The organism is Mycobacterium sp. NGS50 (genome assembly GCF_059812545.1).
The window spans coordinates 31,681-52,381 of record NZ_JCALCW010000012.1; the positions used below are offsets into that span (position 1 = coordinate 31,681).

A 20,701-nucleotide genomic window follows, 5' to 3' on the forward strand; every position below is an offset into this window, starting at 1 on the left:
CCCGGCTCAGGTTGCCGCGGCCGCGTTGGCCGATTCGGTGGCCGCGTAGGACTCGGCGTTGACATCCAGCATCTTCACCAACGCTTCGTGGATCGCGGTGGCCTGGGCACTGATCTCCTGATACGCCTGGGCGTGGGCGGTGAACAGCGCCGCGGTCAACACCGACACCTCGTCGGACGCGGCCGGGAGCAGCCCGGTCGTCGGCCCCGCAGCCGCGGCGTTCCTCGCCGCTATCGACGAACCGATCCCCTCCAGACCGCCGGCGGCGGACGCCAATGCTTCCGGTTGTGCGTTGACGAACGACATTCTTGTCCTCCTAATTGCCTCTGCGCCAGCTTTCTTCGCGTCATCGCGTGTTTGACAGACTAGGGTCCGTGATGGCGGTGCGCCCGACAAAGATCACCGACGCCGGCCGGAAGGGGATTTCGCCGGCGCGCCACGCGGCATTCATTCCCGTCGGCTGCGCTGTTCACCTAACCTCGTTGACCTGCACCGATGGCGGGCTACCCGGACCCATCGGGCCGATGTCAGATCTTTGCGTCAACCGGTGGCGGGAAAAGAATCTGGCCGCGGGAAAATCTCTTTGGCTGTCGCGGACCTCGCTGCCGTTCGATTGGCGGAACACCATAAACAGCAGCATATTTCGCGCATCAGAGTGGCTCACGTAGGGCAGCGCAAGCCGCGTCGGGCGGTCGGCGAGTACGGCGTCCCGCCGCACCGGCGCTAGCCGAGGGCCGGAGTGCGCGGAATAACCCTGTGCCGCACACCATATTTGGTGACGAACGCCTGGCTGCGCCGTCCGACACCGCTCATCGGCAGTCCCCGCAGCATGCCGGAGCCGTCACCCGGTGGGCGCCCGACGCCGTGGGCGGGCAACGACAGTGCAGCGGGACTCTCGGTGCCCGCCAGGCTCGCCCAGCTGGGCGGTATGGACAAGCCGCCGAGCGTGCCGCCGCGGCCGATCGCTGCGATGGGTCCGCCCATCGCCCCGCTTACGCCGGCCAGCCCGGGCACCCCGGCCTGCGCCGTCGGAGCGGCCGCGGCCGCTGCCGCGGCGGCAGCCGGCATCAAGGACTTGGTCAGGCCGAGGATGTTGGCCGGCGTCGAGGCCAGGCGCTGGACAATCTGCTCAGTGGTGGTGAGGTTCTTGACGATCTGCGGTAGGTAGGACTGCAGATCCTGCCAGGTTTCGGTGGACGACGGCGCCGAGGAAAGGTTCTGCAGCGTCTGCTGTACCGCCGACGCCAGGCCCGTCGAGGAGCTCTGCTGAGCGGAGGCCGCGGCCGTCGTCGTGACTGCCTGTTGGCGGAAGGCCCCGGTCTGGTCGGTGGTTTGCGGTGGCGTGTTGAATGGCGTCAGCATCGACGCGGCGGACGATGAGTCCGCATAGCCGTACATCACCGCGGCGTCCTGCGCCCACATCTCGGCGTACTGCGCCTCAGTCGCGGCGATCGCGGGGCTGTTCACCCCCAAGATGTTGGTGGCGACCAGCGTCGCCAGCAGGCTGCGGTTGACGGCGATCTGCGGTGGGGGCACGGTGCCCGCAAAAGCGATCTGATAGGCGCCGGCCAGCGCGTTGACCTGAGCGGCGGTCCGCTCGACCTGGGCTGCGGTTTCAGTCATCCACGACACGTAACGCGCGGCGGCGCTTGCCATCTGCATCGACGCCGGCCCCGACCACGACAGCGTCGCCAGACTGGTGATCACCGAGTGATAGCACTCGGCCGCCGTATGCAGTTCGCCGGCCAGCTCGCTCCAGGCCGACGCCGCGCCCAGCATCGGAGCCACACCGGCTCCCGAATACATTCGCGCGGAGTTGATCTCCGGTGGTAACGCACCGAAGTCCATCACCACACCTCCTCGCGCATGTCAGTGGACCGGACTGGCGGCCAGCGATTTGTGGTGACGTTAATACGTCGTCCGGCGGGCGGCGCGTCGGCGGAGGCGTGCGACTCGCGAGCGACCCGCGGCGATCGGCACCTCGGAACACGGTGTTGTCGCCGCGAGTGATCAACCCACCCGCGTCGCCGCGACCTGCATGAATGCCCCGCTGTCGCGGCCCGCTGCCGACGTCGAGGCGCCCCGGCGCGCGGCGGTCCCGACCGGCGGGCGGCAGATAAAATCTCGTGGTCGGCAAACTCCGCCGAATGTCGACTTATTGCACACTTTTCGTCAAAGACGTGTAACAACCAGACACTCGACATCAGATCAGGACCGTCGGGCCTCCCAGATCAGGTTCAGTGAATTCGGGGTGTCCTCAAATCGGCTGCCGTTCAGATACAGCACCGGTGAGGTCGGCAGTCCCGCCGTGGCGGCGTCGATGTCGTCGTCCTCGACGCGGGCCAGCCCGACTCCCGCGGTGACCGCACGCACAAACCGGCGGGCGTCGACGCCCGTTCGCGCGGCCAGATCGGTCAGTGCCTGTTCGTCGAGATCGCCGCGGTGGACGACCAGCGCGTCGTGCATGGCCCAGAACTTCCCCTGATCGTCGGCGGCTTCCAGCGCGAGCGCCGCGGTCACGGTGTCCTCGTCGTAGGTGTGGTGTCGAAAGACGACGTTCACTTCGTCACCCAAACGCCGGCGCACGTCGGTGAGCAATGCCACGGTTCGGTTGCGGTAGGTGTCGTCGACCGCGGCATAGACCACGATGCAGGTCGGGGCGGCCAGGTCGCCGCGAACGTGATCCCGGGAGCGCTGCACCGCGCGTTGCAGCGTGATGCCCGCGGGAGTGGGCAACGGCTTGAACCGATCGCCGAGCCGAAACACCTGCCACGCCAGGATAAACGCAAGCAGCGAGGCGAACAGCACACCGGTGCGGGCGTCGTCCAGCGCGCGCGGATCGGCAAACGCCAGGTCGGCCACCAGCAACGAGATGGTGAATCCGATGCCGGACAGCACACCGATGCCGGCGATACGCGGGAAGTCCAGGCCCGGTGCGCGTGAGGCCGGAACGAAGTGGGTGACCAGTTGGGCGGCGCCGGTGATCCCGAGGATCTTCCCGCCCACCAGGCCCAGCACCACACCCCAGGTGATCGATGAGGTCGCTGAGGCACCGATACCCGCCGCCGACAGCGACACGCCGGCGTTGGCCAGCGCGAACACCGGCACCACGACGTAATTCACGTAGGGCGCCAACAGATCCGCCAGTCGTTGGTTCAGCGGTACCGCGTACGCCAGGCTCATCCGGGCGTAGCGGGCGCTACGCGCTTCGGGGGCCTGCTGGTAGAGGTGAGCGAAGGCGGTGACACCGGCCGCGTCACGGTCGCGGGCCGGATAGACCGGGATCAGCAGCGCCACCAGCACCCCGGCCAACGTTGCGTGGATCCCCGACTCCAGCACCGCCACCCAAGCGATGACGCCGACCACCAGATACGGCGTCACCCGCCAGATGCCGTAGTGGCGGAGCAGCCAGATCCCGGCCAACGCGAGGGCGGCGACCGCCAACGCCAGCAGGTCAAGGTGACTGGTGTAGACCCCGGCGATCACCAGCAGCGCGGCGATGTCGTCGATCACCGCCATGGTGAGCAGAAAGATCCGTAGCCGCGGCGCGTTTTTGGGGCCGACCAAGCCCAGCACGCCGAGCGCGAATGCGGTGTCGGTGGAGATCACCACCCCCCACCCGTTGGCCGCGGCGGTTCCCCAGTTGAGGAAGACGTACAGCGCCGCCGGCAGCACCAGGCCGCCGATGGCGGCGGCCACCGGCAAGATCGCCTGCTCTTTCTCCCGCAGTTCGCCGACGGCGAACTCGCGCCGCACCTCGAGCCCGATCGCGAAGAAGAACACCGCCATCAAGGCCTCATTGATCCATTCGAACAACGGCAGCGACAGATGCATCGGCCCGGCGACGATTCCGATCTCGGTGTGCCAGAACGTGTCGTAGCTGCCGCCGATGTTGGCCCACACCACGGCGATCACCGTGCCGATCAGCAATGCCAGGGCGGGCAGCGTTTCGCCGTCGAAGCGTTTGGAGACCTCGATGCGGCGCCGCAGCGACGCGGATAACGGGATGACGTGCGGGGGCGTGCTCACGCGCTACAAATCACCTCAACGACCCCGACGACATATGCCGACAGTCTATAGGCGCGGCGCCGGCGGCGCTTGGCGCTAGATCGCCAACCGCTCCGCTGCCGCCGCGATCCGCTCGTCGGTCGCCGTCAGCGCCACCCGCACGTGCCGCGCCCCGCCCACGCCGTAGAACTCGCCGGGCGCGGTCAGGATGCCGCGCTGCGCCAGCCAGCCGACGGTGTCGCGACACGGCTCACCGCGGGTGGCCCATAGGTACAGCCCCGCCTCGGAGTGCTGCACATCGAACCCGGCGTCCCGCAGCGCCGGCAGCAATATCTCCCGGCGCCGCGCGTAGCGCTCACGCTGCTCGCGCTCATGCTCGTCGTCGTCCAGCGCGGCGACCATCGCCGCCTGCACCGGGGTGGGCACCATCATCCCGGCGTGCTTGCGCACCGCGAGCAGTTCGGCGACCAGGTCCGGATCGCCGGCGACGAACCCGGCCCGGTAGCCGGCCAACGACGACGTCTTGGACAGCGAGTGCACGGCCAGCAGGCTGGTGTGATCACCGCCACAGACCGACGGGTGCAGCACCGAGACGGGCCGGGCGTCCCAGCCCAGCCCCAGGTAGCACTCGTCGGAGACCACCAGTGCGCCTTGGTCGCGCGCGGCGTCGACGACGGCGCGCAGCCGTTCGGCGTCCAGCACCCGCCCGGTCGGGTTGCTCGGCGAGTTCAGGTAGATCAGCGCGACCGGTTGGGTCACCGTGTCCGCGAACAGCAGCCCGGCACCGGCGAGCCGGGCACCCACCTCGTAGGTCGGGTACGCCAGCTCGGGCACCACCACGACGTCGTCGCCACCCAATCCCAACAGGGTGGGAAGCCAGGCGATGAGCTCCTTGGTGCCGATGACGGGCAGCACCGCCGCCTGGGTCAGGCCGGTGATGCCGTAGCGCCGCTGCAGGGCGTTGACCGCTGATTGCCGCAGCGCGAGCGTACCGGCGGTGGCCGGATAGCCCGGTGCGGCGCTGGCCGCCGCGAGTGCTTCCCGGATGATCGGCGCCACCGGGTCGACCGGGGTTCCTACGGACAGGTCGACGATGCCGTCGAGGTGGGCTTCAGCACGCGCCCGCGCGTCGGCCAGGGTGTCCCAGGGGAACACCGGCAGCGACGCCGAGACGGATCGACGAGAGGTCAGTGGGCTCAGGCCTCTTCGCCCTGCGGAGGCAGGTCCTTGACCACCTGCGGGTCGTTCTCGGTCATGCCGACCTTCGACGCGCCACCGGGTGAGCCGAGTTCGGCGAAGAAGTCGGCGTTGATCTGGGTGTAGTCGCTCCACTGGTCGGGGACGTCATCTTCGTAGAAGATCGCCTCGACCGGGCAGACGGGCTCGCAGGCGCCGCAGTCCACACACTCGTCGGGATGGATGTAGAGCATCCGCGCACCCTCGTAGATGCAGTCGACCGGGCACTCCTCGATACATGCCTTGTCTTTGACGTCGACGCAGGGTTGGGCGATCGTGTAGGTCACGAAGGTCTCCTCTATGTCCTGTTCAGTGCGTGTTCTGCGTATCCGCATTGGGCTGCGTTGGTTGCTGATACTAAACGTTGCATATATCCGGCTGCCAGCGGGCCACGCCGCATCGACGGCCCGCTATGCACATGAGTGCAGTGCAACTAGTTGCATAGGGTCGCCGGTCGGCCCTATGCTGCTGCGGTGGCGCTCCCCCACGCGATCCTGGTGTCGCTGTGCGAACAGTCCGGTTCGGGCTATGAGTTGGCGCATCGCTTCGACCGCTCGATCGGATATTTCTGGTCTGCGACGCATCAGCAGATCTATCGCACGCTGCGGGCGATGGAGGCCGACGGCTGGGTAGAGGTGACGCCGGTGAGCCAGCAGGGCCGGCCCGACAAAAAGGTCTACACCGTCGCCGCGGCCGGCCGTGCCGAGTTGGCGCGCTGGATCGCCGAGCCGCTCAACGGCCGCGGCAACGCGGTGGTTGACGCGCCGCTGCGCGACCTCGCGGTCAAGGTGCGCGCCGCCGGCTACGGCGACGCGACAGCCGTCAGCGCCCAGGCAACCCAATTGCGTGCCGAACGCGCCGAACGCCTGGATCTGTACCGGGCGCTGGAGAAACGCCAGTTCCCCGATCCCGGCACACTGACCGGCGCCGCCCTGCACCAGTACCTGGTGCTGCGTGGCGGCATCCGCGCCGAGGAGAGCGCCATCGACTGGCTCGACGAAGTTAGGACGGCGTTATGACCCACCCCTATCCAACGCTGTTGTCCCCGTTGGATCTTGGCTTCACCACGCTGAGCAATCGGGTGGTGATGGGCTCGATGCACACCGGCCTGGAAGACCGGGCCGGTGACATCGACAAGCTGGCCGAGTACTTCGCCGAGCGCGCCCGCGGCGGTGTCGGACTGATCATCACCGGCGGGTACGCACCCAACCGCGCCGGCTGGCTGCTGCCGTTCGCGTCACAGATGGTCAGTTCCTCCGACGCGCGACGGCATCGGCGGATCACCGACGCGGTGCATGCGGCCGGCGGCAAGATCCTGCTGCAACTCCTGCACGCCGGACGCTATGCCTTCCACCCGTTTTCGGTCAGCGCGTCGGCGTGCAAGTCCCCGATCACCCCGTTTAAGCCCCGTGCGCTGTCCGGGCGCGGGGTGACGTCCACGATCGACGACTTCGCGCGGGCCGCGACGCTGGCCGCCGAGGCCGGCTACGACGGAGTCGAGATCATGGGCAGCGAAGGCTATCTGCTCAACCAGTTCCTGGCGCCGCGCACCAATAACCGCACCGACTCCTGGGGCGGCACCGCCGAGAACCGCCGCCGGTTCCCGGTGCAGATCGTGCGGCGTACCCGCGAGGCGGTCGGTTCGGATTTCATCATCTGCTACCGGATGTCGATGGCCGACTACGTCCCGGACGGTCAGAGCTGGGATGAGGTCGTGTCACTGGCCATCGAGGTAGAGCGGGCCGGGGCGACGATCCTGAACTCCGGCTTCGGCTGGCATGAGGCGCGGGTGCCGACCATCGTGACCTCGGTGCCCAACAGCGCGTTCGTCGACATCTCCAGCGCGGTCGCCGAACACGTCCGGATTCCGGTGGTCGCGTCCAACCGGATCAACATGCCGCAGGCCGCCGAACAGATCCTGACCGACACCCACGTGCAGCTGATCTCGATGGCACGCCCGATGCTGGCCGACCCGGACTGGGTGCGCAAGGCCACCGAGGATCGAGCCGACGAGATCAACACCTGCATCTCGTGTAATCAGGCCTGTCTGGATCACGCCTTCGTGCACAAGAAGGTGTCGTGTCTGCTCAACCCGCGCGCCGGCCGGGAAACCACCCTTAGCCTGGGGCCGACGCGGCGCGCCCGGTCGGTGGCGGTCGTCGGCGCCGGCCCGGCCGGGCTGGCGACAGCGGTGACCGCCGCCCAGCGCGGCCACCACGTCACCCTGTTCGAGGCGGGTTCGGTGATCGGCGGCCAATTCGACCTGGCCCGCCGGATTCCCGGCAAGGAGGAGTTCGCCGAGACCATCCGCTACTACACCCGCATGCTGGACAAACATGCCGTGACGGTCCGGCTGAACACCCGGGCCACCGTCGAGGACCTCAGCGGCTTCGACGAGGTGGTGCTGGCAACCGGTGTGACACCGCGGATTCCGGATATCCCGGGCATCGAGCACCCCAAGGTGCTGTCCTACGCCGCGGCGATCACCGGTGCGCCGGTGGGCAAGTCGGTCGCGGTGGTGGGTGCCGGCGGCATCGGATTCGACGTCAGCGAGTTTCTGGTCACCGACGCGTCACCGACGCTCAATCTCAAGGAGTGGAAGGCGGAGTGGGGCGCGGCCGATCCGCAGGAGGCCCGCGGCGCGCTGACCACCCCGATCCCGGCGCCGCCGGTGCGCGAGGTGTATCTGCTGCAACGCACCAAAGGCCACCAGGGTCGCAAGCTGGGTAAGACCTCGGGCTGGGTGCACCGCGCATCGTTGAAAGCCAAGAAGGTGCAGCAGCTTTCCGGGGTGAACTACGAGCGCATCGACGACGACGGGCTGCACATCAGCTTCGGCCCGGACCGCAAGCGTCCGCAACTGCTGGCCGTCGACACCGTGGTGATCTGCGCCGGGCAGGAGTCGGTGCGTGACCTGGAGGCCGGGCTGCGCTCCGCCGGGATGCGGCCGCACATCATCGGCGGCGCCGCAGTGGCCGCGGAGCTCGACGCCAAGCGGGCCATCAAGCAGGGCACCGAGTTGGCCGCCCGGCTCTAGCGGGCGCCCCTTCTTGGCGCGAGCGTGCGCAAAATGCCGGGCCTGGGCCTGTTTTCGCGTACATCTATGCACGCTCGCGCCCGAACGTCAGGACGGCCGGCCGTAGACCGCGACCACCACGGTGCGAGTGAAGCTGCTCTCCGACCACACTCCGATGTCGGTGTTGGCGCAGTCGGACATGATCGCGAAATAGGCCGGGTTGTAGTACCACCGGTTGAGGATCTCGATGCCGCTGATCGCCAGCGCCGGGTTGATCGCGACGGTTTCGGCCGCTGCGCCGGCGAACCCGGCGGCCTGGGCGCGGGACTGCGGGGTGGACCCGTCCGAGCCGATGTCTCCGTCGAGGTCGTGGTTGTTGAGTACATCCACCGCGTGCCACTGCGCCGCCAGTCGCAGCCGGGGATTGACCTTGACGTCGTTGGTGCACCCGGCTTGGCGCTGAATGGTGTAGACATTGGCGACGACGCTGTTGTTGAGGCGTGAATTGTCGGCGTGGGCAAGGGGAATCGAGGCGGCCGCGGCGAGGGTGGCCGCAATCGGCAACACCCTCATGGCGCTGGCGCGCGGTAGTTGGCGGCCGCATTGCGCAGCTGCCAGATCAGCGCAGGGCATAGCTCGTTGACGGCTTGACTGATCAGATAACTGGCCTGATAGTCGTCGGCGGTGCTGAAGTCGGCCTGCACGTCGTCGACGAGCTGCGCATAGCCACGGCGTTCGGCCACTTTCGCGCAGATCCCGTGACCGTAGTCCAGAGCCGCGTCGGCGTCGGCAAAGTTGTAGCCCGGGCGCACGGTCACGTTGACCAGGTAGGCCACCGCGTCCGCGCGGGACTGCGGGGCCGCCACGGGCGCCGTGGCCCCGAGCGCGCTGAGGCCGGCGGACAGCGCGATCACACCGGATCGAATTGTGAAATGAGCCATCGGTCGTCGACCTTGTCGAGGGTGACCCGCACGCTGGACGCCGTGCTGGTGGGTGGATCGCTGCCGATCGTGGTGGTCTGATTGACCAGAACCAGGACCACCGCGTGCTGCGCGGCGGCCGACACCGACCCGGCGGCCGGGACGGCGGCGACCGCGGTGATATGGCGTTGTTTGGCGCCCGGAGCGACGACGTCGGTGATCAGCTGGGTGTACTGGTCGCGAAACGGCCCGGTGAGCCGGCCGGCGGCCGCGTTCAATTCCGCATCAACGGTATCGGGGTGATACGACAGCATCGCGATCGTGCCGTCGGTCGCCGCGTGCACCGATTCGGCGGCGGCTGCCGGTGCCAGTCGTACCGAACCGTCCCACCATTTCAGGTAGCCCGCGGCAAGGGTAACGACCAGGGCCAGTCCGGGCACTAGCGCATAGGCCAGCAGCGACGTCGGAGCGAACCGGGCGGCACGGCCGGGCTGCTCCGCAGCCCCGGCGGCGCCGGATTCCTCGGCGGCGACGGGTTCGTCGCAATCTAGTTCGGTGACGGTCATGGCACGAACACCACGTTCGATACCTTGGCGTCATCGCCTGATTTCTGCACGCTGATCCGCATTCGCCAATGCCGCGGATCGCCTTGGGGTGCAGTACCGATCGATGTGCTGACCGACACCGCCACGAGAACCTGCGCGTGATCGTCGGCCTCCGATTCCAGGGCCGCCTCGGTGACGGTTCCTGCGGACTTCGACTGGGCCTGTTTGACCACGTCGACGAACGGTTGCGACCGTTGCTGGAAATCGTCGCGGAACGTACCTGTCGCCGATTCCAGGATCCGCTGCACGAAGCCGCCGGTGTCGGTGTAGCTGATCGTCGTCAGGTTGATCGCTGACTGGCGAGCGACCCGGACGAACAGCTCACGCTGAGCCTGCGCCTGATGTGCTTGGTAGCCGCGGAATCCGAGCCAGCCGGCCACACCACTCAATAACGCCACCAGGACCAGGCCTATCACGATCGGCGCCCGGGCCCGGTTGGCGACCCGGCCGGCCGGGTCGGCGGGCACCTCGTCGTCTAACTGCCCGGTGGAATCAACATGCTCTGCCATGTCGGACCTTTCTCTCCTGGGACCAGATCGGCCTGGGTGTGGGGGTTGCCGTCCGGCCCGACGTAGCTGCCGGTGGCCGGGTCGTAGGGTGCGAAGGCCAGCGGCGGGACCGGCGAGCCCGACTGCTGCCGCGGGTCGGTGCCCGGCGGATACTGCGGCACGCCCTGGCCCGACAGTGTCGCGTTGGGGTCGCCCTTCCAGTTGTAGCCGTCGTTGAGGGGGACGTATTGCTGATCGCTCTCACACATTTCGACGGTCGGCGCACGTTTGGCCGGGTTGTTCTCGCACGGAATATTGCGTGACCCACGGACATTGAGATCCGAGTTCTGCGGCACCCGGCAGTACAGCTCGCCGGCGGGCCGCTCGGGGTAGTCCACGTCGCTGGGCACGCGTTGCTGCTGCACCGGGAGGAACCCGGTGTTGCAGGGCGGCGGGTAGTTGAGGTTGAGGTTGAAGTCGAGATAGATACCGCGATAGGGGGTCTTCAGATCGGCGTCCGGGACCGCGATCGCCGACATGACCGCAGTCCCCTGCGGGAAGAGAACCAGCAGCTGCTCGATGTCGCTGCGGTAGGTCACCGCGATGTCACCCAAACTCACCATGTTTGCGAGCAGCACCGGCAACGCCGGAGCAACCCGGTCCAACAGCGCCCGACCCTGCTCCAGCGCCGGCCCGCCGATGGTGAGCAAGTCTGCAAACACGGTGTCCTGTGCCTTGACCTGCCCGGTGATCGCCGCCATTCGCTGCGCCCAGATCGCGATCGAATCACCGGTCTGCACTTGGGAGTTCAACACCGGTGGGGACTGATCGATCAGCGCACCGAGCGGACCCACGGTCTTGCCGCCTTCGATCGCCAGCGACGCCGATCCGTCGACGATGCGTGACAGTTCCGGTCCCAGCCCGCCGGCCGCCTTGCTGGCTTCCTCGACGACGGTGCGCAGATCGTCTTGCGGGATCACCTGCAGGGCCCGGTTGGTGGCGTCGAGCAGGCTGCCGATGTCGGCGGGGATCTGCACGCTGCCCATCGGGATCACATCGCCGTCACGCAGCGACCGGCCCATCGTGCCCTTGGGGGTGAGTTCCAGAAACTGCTCCCCCACCGCGGATCGGCTGTGCACCGCCGCGACGATGTCGGAGGGAACGTGCACCGACGAATTGAGGGTGAGGACCGCGCGAACACCGGCGGCGGTGACGTCGATCGCGCTGACCCTGCCGATTTCGGTACCCCGGTAGGTCACCACCGACGTGGGGTACAGGCCGCCGGATGCGGGCAGTTCGACGGTCACGGTGTAGCGCCCCACCCCGAGCAACGCCGGCACCTTGACGAAGCCGAACGCCATGACCCCGCAGGCAAGCAGCGTGACGGCGGCCAGGATCGACAGCTGTATCCATATGGTGCGGGACAGTCGCAACACGTCAGTAGCCCCCGAAGTGGTAGGGGGCGACCAGCGGGTTGCCGGCGGTGTAGGGGCTCGGCATCTGGCCGATGGTGCGGCCCCACTGCAGTTCCAGTTCGGTGAGGTTTCCCTCCCAGCGTGTTCCGGTGAACAACCCGCTGTCCAGCCGGCTCAGGGTGAGATCGATGACCAGGGTGATATTGGCGAAGTCGCCCCGGAACCAGTTGGCGAGGTTGCTTTTCACCCAGGGATAGGTGGACAGGAAGTCCAGCCCTTTGGTCAGCGCCGGACCGGCGTCGGCCAGTGACCGCAGCACCGGAGCGATGTTGCGCAGATTGTTGACCAGCGATTCCTTGGTCTGGTTGACCGTGGAGGCCGCGACCGCGCTGAACTTGCCCAGTGCGGCGATCGCGTCGGCAATGGTGGCGCGTTGCTCGGACAGCACCGCAAGCGCTTGTGGAATGGTGGTCAGCGCGGTGTCGACGATGTGGTCGTTGGCGGCGACCTGCCCGGCCAGCGCATTGAGGTTCTCTGTGGCAGTGATGATGTCGTCGGTCTGGTTGTTGAGCTGGGAGATGAAGATGTCGAGTTGGTTCAGCAGGCTACGCATGTCGCCTTCACGCCCGGCCAGGGCCGTGGCGAACGCCTGATTGATCTCCTGCAATTGGGCCAGTCCGCCGCCGTTGAGTAGCACCGACACCGCTGCCAGCGTTTGTTCGGTGGTGGGATAGGTGCTGGCCCGGGCCAGCGGGATCAGAGAGCCGTCGCCGAGCCGGCCGCGCGGTGGTTCATCACTGGGTGGGGCCAGCTCGATGTGCATGGACCCGAGCAGGCTGGTCTGCCCGACCTTGGCGGTGCTGTTCGCCGGCAACTGCACACCACCGTCGATACGCATGGTCACCAGGGCGTGCCAGTCTTGAACCTCGATCTTGGTGACGTTGCCGACGTTGACGTCTGCGACCCGGACCCGGGTGTTCTGTTGGATGACCACGACATCGGGCAGTTGGGCCATGACGGTGTATGACCCCGCCCCGCTGCCTTCGGTACCCGGCAGGCTCATCGAGTTCAGACCCTGCCACCCGCAGCCGGGGACCGTCGACAGGCACCCGATGCTCACGGCGGCGGCCAGCGCGCGCTTCACGGTGTGCCCCCGGCAGGCGCAGGAGGAACCATCAGGCCCGGTAGACCCAGCGCCGGGTCGGTGCTGCTGGCGACCTCAGGTGGTGACGGCGAGTCAAGCGGGGCCTGCGCCGTCGCCGGCGGCAGGCTCGGGTTCAGCCAGTCCTCGCTGTAGGTGAGTTCATTGGGTCTCGCCGACGCCCCGACGAACGGGTTGATCCCCAACGGGGGGAAGTTGTACTGGCGATTCTTGATGATGGGTGCTAGATACTGCACACACAGCTTCGATGACAGGTCGAAGTCTCGACGCGATGCGGATTGAATTGCCCCGCAGATGAATTGCACGGTATCGGCGAAGTTGACCGGCGCCAGGATGCCGGTGATCGCGCTTTGCGCCGGCTGGTAGATGTTCACGAAATTTCCGAACACCGTCGGCGTGATGTGCAGAATTTGCTTGACGTCACCGCGGCTGTCGTTCAGGGCGGTGGTGATCGCGTTGAGATGATCGAAGGTTTCGCCGAGCCCTTCCCGGTTCTCGGCGAGGAAGCCGCGCAGGTCGCCGACGGCACGGTCCAGGCCTCGTGTCGCGTCGGCCACCTCACCGGGGGTGTCGGACAAAACGGTGGTGATGTTGGCCAGGTTGGTGTTGAAGGCGGCGAGCAGGTCGCTGCTCGAGGACAGCGCCGACACCAGCAGCTGCAGGTTTCGCACCGTGCTGAAGATGTCGGTGCTGTGGTCGCCCAGCGCCGACATGGCCTGCGAGAGTTTGATAACCGTGTCGCGTGCGGTGTCGCCCTCGCCGCGCAGGTTGGCGGCGGCGGTTTGGATGAATTCGCCCACCGCGCTGGTCCCGCCCGGGGTCGTGGGCTGCAAGGAAGAGGTCAGTTTCTCCAGCTGCTGACGGAAGTCGTCCCATTCGACGGGGACCGCGGTTCGGTTCTGCGGAATGATCGCTCCGCCGGCGAGTTTCGGTCCGGCCGAGTAGGCCGGGACGAGCTGGATCGCGCGGGCGCTGACCAGTGACGGGGACAGGATCGCCGCCCGGACGTCGGCGGGCACCGGGTAGCGCCGGTCCACCGAGAAGGTGACCTTGGCCGCATCCGGCAGCGGCTCGATGGCATCCACCGTCCCGACCGCCACGCCCAGGATGCGGACTTCGTCGCCGGTGTAGAGGCCGTTGGTGTTGGGAAAGTACGCGATGTAGCTGTTCGTTGCGACCCGGTCCCACCATGGTGTGGCGAGCACGGTCACCGCGGCAATCAGGGTGACGATCAGGCTGATCGCGGTAATGCTCCGCAGCATGCGTGTCCGGCGTGGGCGCCGGGTTTCGGCTGGCTGTATGGACATCGTCACCGCCTCCCGGGCGCCGGCGGCGGGATGCTCGGTGGCGGCTGGTCCCCGGGCGCCGGCAGTGCCGGCGGACCGGGTGGGGGTCCGCCGGGGGGCGGTGCGGGCAGCGGCTCGCGGTAGGGGTAGCGGGGGTCATCGGGGTTGCCGGTAATGGCGTCGGGCAGCGTGAGATTCGGGTCGCCGCCTTGCCCGGTCCGCGGATAGGGCACCGGCAACGGCGGGGTGCCCGGCTGCCCGACGCCCGGCTCGACGAGTTGCGAGGGCAGCAGCACATTGGGATCCAGTCCCAGACCGGAGAAAGCGGCGTCGATGGCCGGTTGCGCAAACTGTCCGGGAATCAGGTTGACCAGCGAGGCTTTGAAGAACGGTCCGGAACCCAGCACCTCGCCGAACGACATCGCATACCGGCGAAGCAGATACAAGGTGCGTTGTAGTTCCTGCTTGCGGTTGTCCAGGATGCTCAGCACCCCGTTGAGTTCGCCGAGGGCGGGTTTGAGTTGCGCGCGGTTGTCGTCGACCAGGCCGGAGATCTGCTGCGACATCGCGGTGAGATTGGTCAGCAGGGTGTCCACCGCGGCGCGTTGCGACAGCAGTTCGGCCAGCAGCGCGTTGGTGTTGACCACCATCTTCGCGACCTGGTCGCTGCGTTTGGCCAGCACCGACGTGACCGCGTTGGCGTTGGCCAGCAGCCTGCGCAGGGTGGCGTCGCGGGTGTTCAGGGTGTCCGAGAACCGCGCCACGCCTTCCAGCGCGGCCTTCAGATCCGGTGGGGTGTCGGCGAATGTTTGAGCCAACGTGGTCAGCGAGGACGAGAGCTGGGTGGTGTCCAGCCCGCTGATGGTGGTGGTGAGATCACCCAGCGCGGTCGGCAAGTCGTACGGGGACCTCGTCCGCTCCAGCGGGATAGTGCCGGTCAGGATGCCGTCGCCGCGCGGGGTGAGTTCGAGCACCTTGGTGCCCAGCACCGTTTCGGTCTTGATCACGGCCTCGGTCCGGTCCCCGAGCACTACGCCGTTGCGCACCGTGAAATCCACTCGCACCGTCGTACCCTGCAGTCGGATGTCGGAGACCCGGCCCACGTCGAGTCCCGAGACCCGAACGTCACTGCCGGACTTGATCCCGCCTGCTTCGGCGAAGTCGGCGGAATAGTCCGAGGTGCCCTTGATGAACGGAAGCTTGTCGTAGCAGAACGCGGCCACAACGAGCGTCAGCAGCACCGCCGTTCCGACGACCCCGACAGCCGCCCGGTTACGCTCGGCCAGCGGTGTGATCGAGGGTCGCAGCGCCCTGACTCTGATGAATCGCCTCATTTCGGTGTGCACCGTCCCGTCGGCTGCTCCACGAGTTTGACGTAAACCGGTTGCCCGCCTTTGCCGTTGAGTTTGAGCAGTGCATCGCACAGATAGAAGCTGAAGTAGTCGCCGTAGAGTCCGTTGCGGGCCAGAATCTGGTAGGCGTCGGGCAGGGTCTTCGCCAGATCGTCGACATAGTCGTGGTCGGCCATCACCTGGCCGGCGACCCGGTCGGTCTGCACCACCGCGTCGCTGATGGGTTGGCGCGCGGCCGTCAACAAGTCGGCGACCGAGCCGGCCGCGGCGTTGATGTAGGCGACCCCGGTGGCGATGTCGGACTTGCGATCGGCAAGTCCACGGACCAGTTCGGAAAGCGCGTCCAACCCCTCGGCGAACTGATCGTCGCGCGCGGCGAACGTGCCCAGCACGGTATTCAGATTGGTGATGACCTGACCGATGAGCTGATCGCGACCGGCCAGCGTCGTCGTCAGCGCCGAGGTCTGCGCCAGCACCGACCCGACAGTGCCCCCCTGGCCCTGGAACACCTTCAGCAGCTGGCCGCTCAACGCGTTGACCTGTTCGGGGTCCAGTGCACGAAACAGTGGCCGAAAGCCGCCGATGAGGGCGTCGACGTCGAGCGCGGGCGCGGTACGTGCCAGCGGAATCGTTTCACCGGGGTTCAGTCTGTGCACCCCGCCGGCCCCTTGCTGCAGGGACAGGTAGCGGTCGCCGATCAGGTTCTCATAGCGGACCGCGGCCCGGGTGCCCTCGGTGAGCGTGACCGCCTTGTCGACGGTGAAGTCGACGGTCACGGATCCGTCCTTGCTCAGCGCCATGCTGCTGACCTTCCCAACTTCGACGCCGGCGATACGGACGAAGTTGCCGCCTTTGAGACCGGACACATTGGTGAAAACCGCGGAGAAGGAGCTGCGCGACTCGAACCGGAACTGGCCGAAAACCGTGACTAGGGCGAACGTGAACGCCAGGCAGGTCGCGGTGAACGCCAGCACCCGAGTGACGGTGCGTCCTGTTCTACCTCTCATGTACGCCTCATCTTTTCGTCGCTGTCCTGCTCATGGCACCATCGGCGGCGGCGGGTACAGCGGTGCTCCGTCCGGCCGGAATTCGGGTGCGCCATAGGCGGGTGCGCCTGGGTAGGGCGGTAACGGGCCCGGTGCCGGCGGTCCGCCGTAGCGGATGCTCGGTGCTTGCGGAACTGCCCGGGTAACCGGGAAGTAGTCGGCCCATCCGGGGAAGCCGATGCCCGGGTTGGGCCGGACATCGAGGCCGGTCCCGAAGCCGGTGTCGGTGACCAGATACTTCACCGGGAAGTTCTTGCTGACGTCGGGCAGCGAACCGCAGCTGGGTCGGCCGCCGGGTCCGCCCTTGGCGTTGACGATCGGCAGGTTGTCGGGGTAGCGGTACGCGTCGTCGCCGGCGAGCAGGGCGGCGTCCATGATCACCGATCGTCCGTTGCCTCCCATCGCGTCTCGCCCTCCGTGGTCAAGGAACCACTGGGCGCCCTGGAACAGGCAGGTGTAGGTCGGCGAATACTTCTCCAGCAACGCGGTGGTGGGATCGAGCAGATTCATCGCGCGCACCAGGTTGGGCTGGTTTGCGCCGATCGTGCTGACACCGGTTTGGGAGAACCCGATCGCCGAGAGCAGCACCTCCTCAAGCGAGTTGGCGTGCGTGGTGATCGTGGCGCTGGTCGTGGTGAACGAGTTCAGGATGGACAGGATGTTCTGTGCGGCATCCGAGTAGGTCTGGGCTGTTTGTCCGAACAGCTGCCAGTCCTGGCGTACGGTCGGCATCCGGGGGTTTACCGCGAGCAGCACAGCGTTGGCGTCCGTGATCGCTTCACCGATGCGGTCGCCCTTGCCGCGCACGGATTCCGCGACAGCCGACAGCACCGAGTTGAGCTTGGCCGGGTCGATGGTGTGCAGGACGGCCTGCAGGTTCTGGAACACGGTGTTCACTTCGACGGTCGTGTTGCGCGAGTGCAGTGTCGCTCCCGGCGCCAACGGTTGCGGACTGGGGGATTCGGGAACGATCAGGTCGACGTATTTGGCGCCGAAGGCGGTGCTGGATTTGATCTCGGCCTCAAGGTTGCTCGGCAACAAGCGGAAGGCTCGCGGATAGATCTGCAGGGTGAGCATCGAGAAGTCGGGCCCAGCCACCGCGGTCTGGGCGCCGAGGGATGCGACTTCACCGACCTGCACTCCGCGCAGTTTGACCTTCGCGCCGTCCTCCATGACCAGACCGGCCCGGTCGGCGACCATGGTCACGGTGACAACGGGCCGCAGCGTTCCGGAGAACAGCAGGGCGGTCAGGGCGCTCAATGCCGTGATGGCGAGGATCAGCACCGGCGCCCACCAGATGGGGTCGATGCGGTTCCGTCGCGGAGAGTTGGTCATGGCCGTCACCCCGACAGGTGGAAGTTGCCGGACTGCCCGTACACCGACAGCGTGATGGTCAGCAGGATGAATACGCCGGCGGTGATCGAGGTGCGCACCGCGCGGCCGACCGCCTCACCGACCCCGGCGGGTCCCCCGGTCGCCGTGTAGCCGTAATAGGTGTGTACCGCCATCACCGCGCCCGCCATCGCCAACGCCTCCACGAACGACCACAGCAGATCCGTCGGGTGCAGAAACGTCGAGAAGTAGTGGTCGTAGACACCGCGCGACTGGCCATAGATGATCGTTGTCCCGAACCGCGTTGCCAGAAACGACATCAACACGGCGACGGTATAGATCGGGATGACCGCAACCACGCCGGCCACCACCCGGGTTGAGGCTAGGTAGGTGATCGCCCGGATGCCCATCACCTCCAGTGCGTCGATCTCCTCGTTGATCCGCATGGCGCCCAGTTGCGCCGTCGCGCCGGCCCCGATGGTCGCCGCCAGCGCGACACCCGCAGTTGCCGGTGCGATGAAGCGGACGTTGAGGAACGCCCCCAGAAACCCGGTGAGCGCTTCGATTCCGACATTGGACAGCGTGTTGTAGCCCTGCACGGCGATCAACGCGCCGGTGGTCAGGGTGAGGAACCCGACAATGACCACCGTTCCCCCGATGACCGCCAGCGCACCGCTGCCCATGCCCATCACCGCGATCAGCCGAAGCACCTCGGCCGGGTAGCGCCGCACTGCCTCGACGCTGGAACCCAGTGCGCTGCCGTAGAAAGCGGTCTGCTCGCCCAATCTGCGAGTCGCGTCCACCACACGGTTGACGGCCACGCGGCCGCGTCCGGGCTCCATCACCTCTGCGGTGCTCACGGGGCGACCTTCACACCGAACGCGGTGGCCAGGATATTGATGAAAAACAGTGCCATGAACGCGAATACCACGGTCTCGTTGACGGCGTTGCCGACCGCGGTCGGCCCGCCGCCGACCGACAGCCCCTTGTAGCAGGCGATCAGACCGGCCGACAGGCCGAACAGCAACGCCTTGACCAGCGAGACCACCACCTGTGGGAGGCCGGTCAACAGCGTCATCCCGGCGACGAAGGCTCCCGGTGTGACGTGCTGCACGAACACCACGAACACGTAGCTGCCGGACAGCCCGACAACCGCCACCACCGAATACAGCATCAGCGCGACGAATGTCGCTGCGATCACCCGCGGCACGACCAAGGCTTGGATGGGGTTGACCCCGATCACCTTCATCGCGTCGATTTCCTCGCGGATGGTGCGTGCTCCCAGGTCGGCGCACATCGCGGTGGCACCCGCGCCGGAGACGACGATCGCGGTCACCACCGGGCCCACCTGAGTGACCGAGGCCAGTGCCGCTCCGGCACCGGACAGGTCCCCGGCACCGACCTCCAGCAACACGATGTTGAGGGTGAACACGATGAGCACCGTGTACGGGATGGACAGCACCACGGTGGGTGCGATGGACACCCGGGCCACAAACCAGACCTGATCCAGCAATTCGCGCCATGCGAGCGGCGGGCGAAACATCGCAGCGAACGTTTCACCGGCCAGGACGACGAAATCACCGATGGCGAATGCAGGTTTGAGCCAGGCGGTCTCCGCGGAGACCGCCTGCCCCGTCGCGGGGGTCATCGGCTTAACCTGTTCGCCGGGAAGCGAACACGCATGACAACGCCAGCACGGTCGCTGGCGCACTGCACGGTCGCCCCACTATTGATCCCACCCCGATTCCCTGTCCTCGTCAGCTTGCGCGGAACGTTAGAAGTGCGGTGCTTGGCTGTCAACGCACCGAATCATGCGGCAGCACCGTCAATTACGAAACACGCTGGTTGCCGCCGAAGCGGGGTTGCATTCATCGAGATTGAATCAACGCGATTCAAAAGCTTGATTCAGCCCGCCGCTGATGGCCATCCTTTGATGCGTCGAAGTACCCACCCTCGCGGGGTTCGGTCAGTAGCCGGCGAGCAGCCGACGCACCCGACCCAGCGCTTCAGGTCCCACGCGGCTGTGGATCCGCGAGGGGTCGGCCGGTCGCCGGCCCCAGAGCAGCAATACGCGTGCCGCAACGTCGGTTTCAAGCGTGGCCGCCCCGGCGGGCGCGGCGAGCGTGATGGCGGTGCGGTCCGTACCACCGCTGACCACGACGTCGTCGACGCCAGGAACCCGCAGCCGCCCCTCGACGCGTTCCCCGGGACGCAACCGCCGTGCACCCGCGGTCAGCAACGGCGCTCCCACCGCAACGACGCTGTGCGTGGTCATCCAGCGCTGAGCCAGCTGAGCCTGAGCGACAGGATCGTCGCCGACGATGTCCCAACGGTGCAGGACGAGTTCTTCGCGCATGTGCTCGGCGAACCACGGCGCCTTCATCGTGCGCCCGGTCCACGCGATGTCGGTATCGGGTGCCACGTTGTCGGCCGCTTGCGCCACCTCGCTCAGGGCGGCCATCCGCTGGTGCAATACCCGCCACAGGTCTACGTCGTTCAGGGCGCGCAGCGGCCCCTCACGCTCCGCGAAACCGCGGGTCTTGACGGGATCGCCCTCAAGGTGCCCGCGCAGTACGCGGGCGAGTTCCTCGGCGTTGCCGGCCTGATGGACCACCACGTCGCGAACCGTCCACGCTTCGCACCAGGTGCCGGCGTCGGGTCGCCGCTGCAGCACCCCGTCCAGGAACGGCTGCCACTCGGGAAATCGTTCGGTGTCGATCAGTGAGCGCACGCGGCGGGTATACCCGCCCGGAGCGCCTCCCATTCCGTCGCCGAGGGTGAACACAGGGCGCGAATCGCCAACGATTTCCGCCCGGTGTTCACACTGGGCGAGGG

Annotated in this window: 19 protein-coding genes and 1 pseudogene; 2 read left to right on the forward strand and 18 right to left on the reverse strand. The window is 67.2% G+C overall.

What is annotated here, in order from left to right; translation table 11 throughout:
* Positions 1-6: 6 nt before the first annotated feature.
* From AC5Y36_RS10635 to fdxA, 5 genes are all read right to left on the reverse strand, one after another.
* Positions 7-306, reverse strand: coding sequence for a PE family protein (locus AC5Y36_RS10635; RefSeq protein ID WP_500040855.1), 300 nt, complete (start codon positions 304-306; stop codon positions 7-9).
* A gap of 417 nt (positions 307-723) precedes the next feature.
* Positions 724-1,848: a PPE family protein gene (locus AC5Y36_RS10640; protein WP_500040856.1), complete on the reverse strand. Its 1,125-nt coding sequence runs from the start codon at positions 1,846-1,848 to the stop codon at positions 724-726.
* 360 nt (positions 1,849-2,208) lie between these two features.
* Positions 2,209-4,029: a Na+/H+ antiporter NhaA gene (gene nhaA / locus AC5Y36_RS10645; RefSeq protein ID WP_500040857.1), complete on the reverse strand. Its 1,821-nt coding sequence runs from the start codon at positions 4,027-4,029 to the stop codon at positions 2,209-2,211.
* 75 nt (positions 4,030-4,104) lie between these two features.
* Positions 4,105-5,199: a succinyldiaminopimelate transaminase gene (dapC, locus tag AC5Y36_RS10650; protein ID WP_500040962.1), complete on the reverse strand. Its 1,095-nt coding sequence runs from the start codon at positions 5,197-5,199 to the stop codon at positions 4,105-4,107.
* 5 nt (positions 5,200-5,204) lie between these two features.
* Entirely contained in the window at positions 5,205-5,531 is a 327-nt protein-coding gene (fdxA, locus tag AC5Y36_RS10655; protein ID WP_500040858.1) for a ferredoxin, read from the reverse strand.
* A gap of 186 nt (positions 5,532-5,717) precedes the next feature.
* Here fdxA and AC5Y36_RS10660 point away from each other — a divergent pair, with 186 nt between their 5' ends.
* Complete coding sequence (locus AC5Y36_RS10660) at positions 5,718-6,263, forward strand: PadR family transcriptional regulator (RefSeq protein WP_500040859.1); 546 nt, start codon at positions 5,718-5,720, stop codon at positions 6,261-6,263.
* Positions 6,260-8,281 (forward strand): 2,4-dienoyl-CoA reductase FMN-binding domain-containing protein, encoded by a 2,022-nt coding sequence (locus tag AC5Y36_RS10665; RefSeq protein WP_500040860.1) that lies wholly within the window; start codon positions 6,260-6,262, stop codon positions 8,279-8,281. Before AC5Y36_RS10660 ends, AC5Y36_RS10665 begins: the two co-directional genes overlap by 4 nt.
* Before the next feature lie 93 nt (positions 8,282-8,374).
* Here the strand turns inward: AC5Y36_RS10665 and AC5Y36_RS10670 are convergent.
* From AC5Y36_RS10670 to AC5Y36_RS10730, 13 genes and pseudogenes are all read right to left on the reverse strand, one after another.
* Positions 8,375-8,833 (reverse strand): annotated as a pseudogene (locus AC5Y36_RS10670) (CAP domain-containing protein); the annotation flags it as partial.
* On the reverse strand, positions 8,830-9,174 hold the full coding sequence (locus tag AC5Y36_RS10675; protein ID WP_500040861.1) for a DUF732 domain-containing protein: 345 nt from the start codon (positions 9,172-9,174) through the stop codon (positions 8,830-8,832). The pseudogene AC5Y36_RS10670 and the gene AC5Y36_RS10675, both read right to left, overlap by 4 nt.
* On the reverse strand, positions 9,171-9,746 hold the full coding sequence (locus AC5Y36_RS10680) for a hypothetical protein (protein ID WP_500040862.1): 576 nt from the start codon (positions 9,744-9,746) through the stop codon (positions 9,171-9,173). The genes AC5Y36_RS10675 and AC5Y36_RS10680 overlap by 4 nt, the downstream gene beginning before the upstream one ends.
* A complete protein-coding gene (locus AC5Y36_RS10685) occupies positions 9,743-10,294 on the reverse strand; it encodes an Rv1363c family protein (protein WP_500040863.1) in 552 nt (183 codons plus the stop codon). The genes AC5Y36_RS10680 and AC5Y36_RS10685 overlap by 4 nt, the downstream gene beginning before the upstream one ends.
* The gene (locus AC5Y36_RS10690; RefSeq protein ID WP_500040864.1) at positions 10,261-11,709 is read right to left on the reverse strand and encodes an MCE family protein; all 1,449 of its coding nucleotides are present in this window, start codon (positions 11,707-11,709) and stop codon (positions 10,261-10,263) included. The genes AC5Y36_RS10685 and AC5Y36_RS10690 overlap by 34 nt, the downstream gene beginning before the upstream one ends.
* A gap of 1 nt (position 11,710) precedes the next feature.
* A complete protein-coding gene (locus tag AC5Y36_RS10695; RefSeq protein ID WP_500040866.1) occupies positions 11,711-12,832 on the reverse strand; it encodes an MCE family protein in 1,122 nt (373 codons plus the stop codon).
* Positions 12,829-14,157, reverse strand: a complete 1,329-nt coding sequence (locus tag AC5Y36_RS10700) for an MCE family protein (protein WP_500040867.1) — start codon at positions 14,155-14,157, stop codon at positions 12,829-12,831. The genes AC5Y36_RS10695 and AC5Y36_RS10700 overlap by 4 nt, the downstream gene beginning before the upstream one ends.
* Positions 14,158-14,159: 2 nt before the next feature.
* Positions 14,160-15,431 carry an MCE family protein gene (locus tag AC5Y36_RS10705; RefSeq protein WP_500040963.1) on the reverse strand — a complete coding sequence of 424 codons (1,272 nt, stop codon included), beginning with the start codon at positions 15,429-15,431 and terminating at the stop codon, positions 14,160-14,162.
* 35 nt (positions 15,432-15,466) lie between these two features.
* Positions 15,467-16,495, reverse strand: a complete 1,029-nt coding sequence (locus AC5Y36_RS10710; RefSeq protein ID WP_500040868.1) for an MCE family protein — start codon at positions 16,493-16,495, stop codon at positions 15,467-15,469.
* 30 nt (positions 16,496-16,525) lie between these two features.
* Entirely contained in the window at positions 16,526-17,869 is a 1,344-nt protein-coding gene (locus tag AC5Y36_RS10715; protein WP_500040869.1) for an MCE family protein, read from the reverse strand.
* Between the two features lie 5 nt (positions 17,870-17,874).
* Complete coding sequence (locus AC5Y36_RS10720; protein ID WP_500040964.1) at positions 17,875-18,708, reverse strand: ABC transporter permease; 834 nt, start codon at positions 18,706-18,708, stop codon at positions 17,875-17,877.
* A 14-nt stretch (positions 18,709-18,722) separates the two neighbouring features.
* Positions 18,723-19,514 (reverse strand): MlaE family ABC transporter permease, encoded by a 792-nt coding sequence (locus AC5Y36_RS10725; RefSeq protein ID WP_500040870.1) that lies wholly within the window; start codon positions 19,512-19,514, stop codon positions 18,723-18,725.
* A 318-nt stretch (positions 19,515-19,832) separates the two neighbouring features.
* Positions 19,833-20,630, reverse strand: a complete 798-nt coding sequence (locus tag AC5Y36_RS10730) for a maleylpyruvate isomerase N-terminal domain-containing protein (RefSeq protein ID WP_500040871.1) — start codon at positions 20,628-20,630, stop codon at positions 19,833-19,835.
* Positions 20,631-20,701 lie beyond the last annotated feature (71 nt).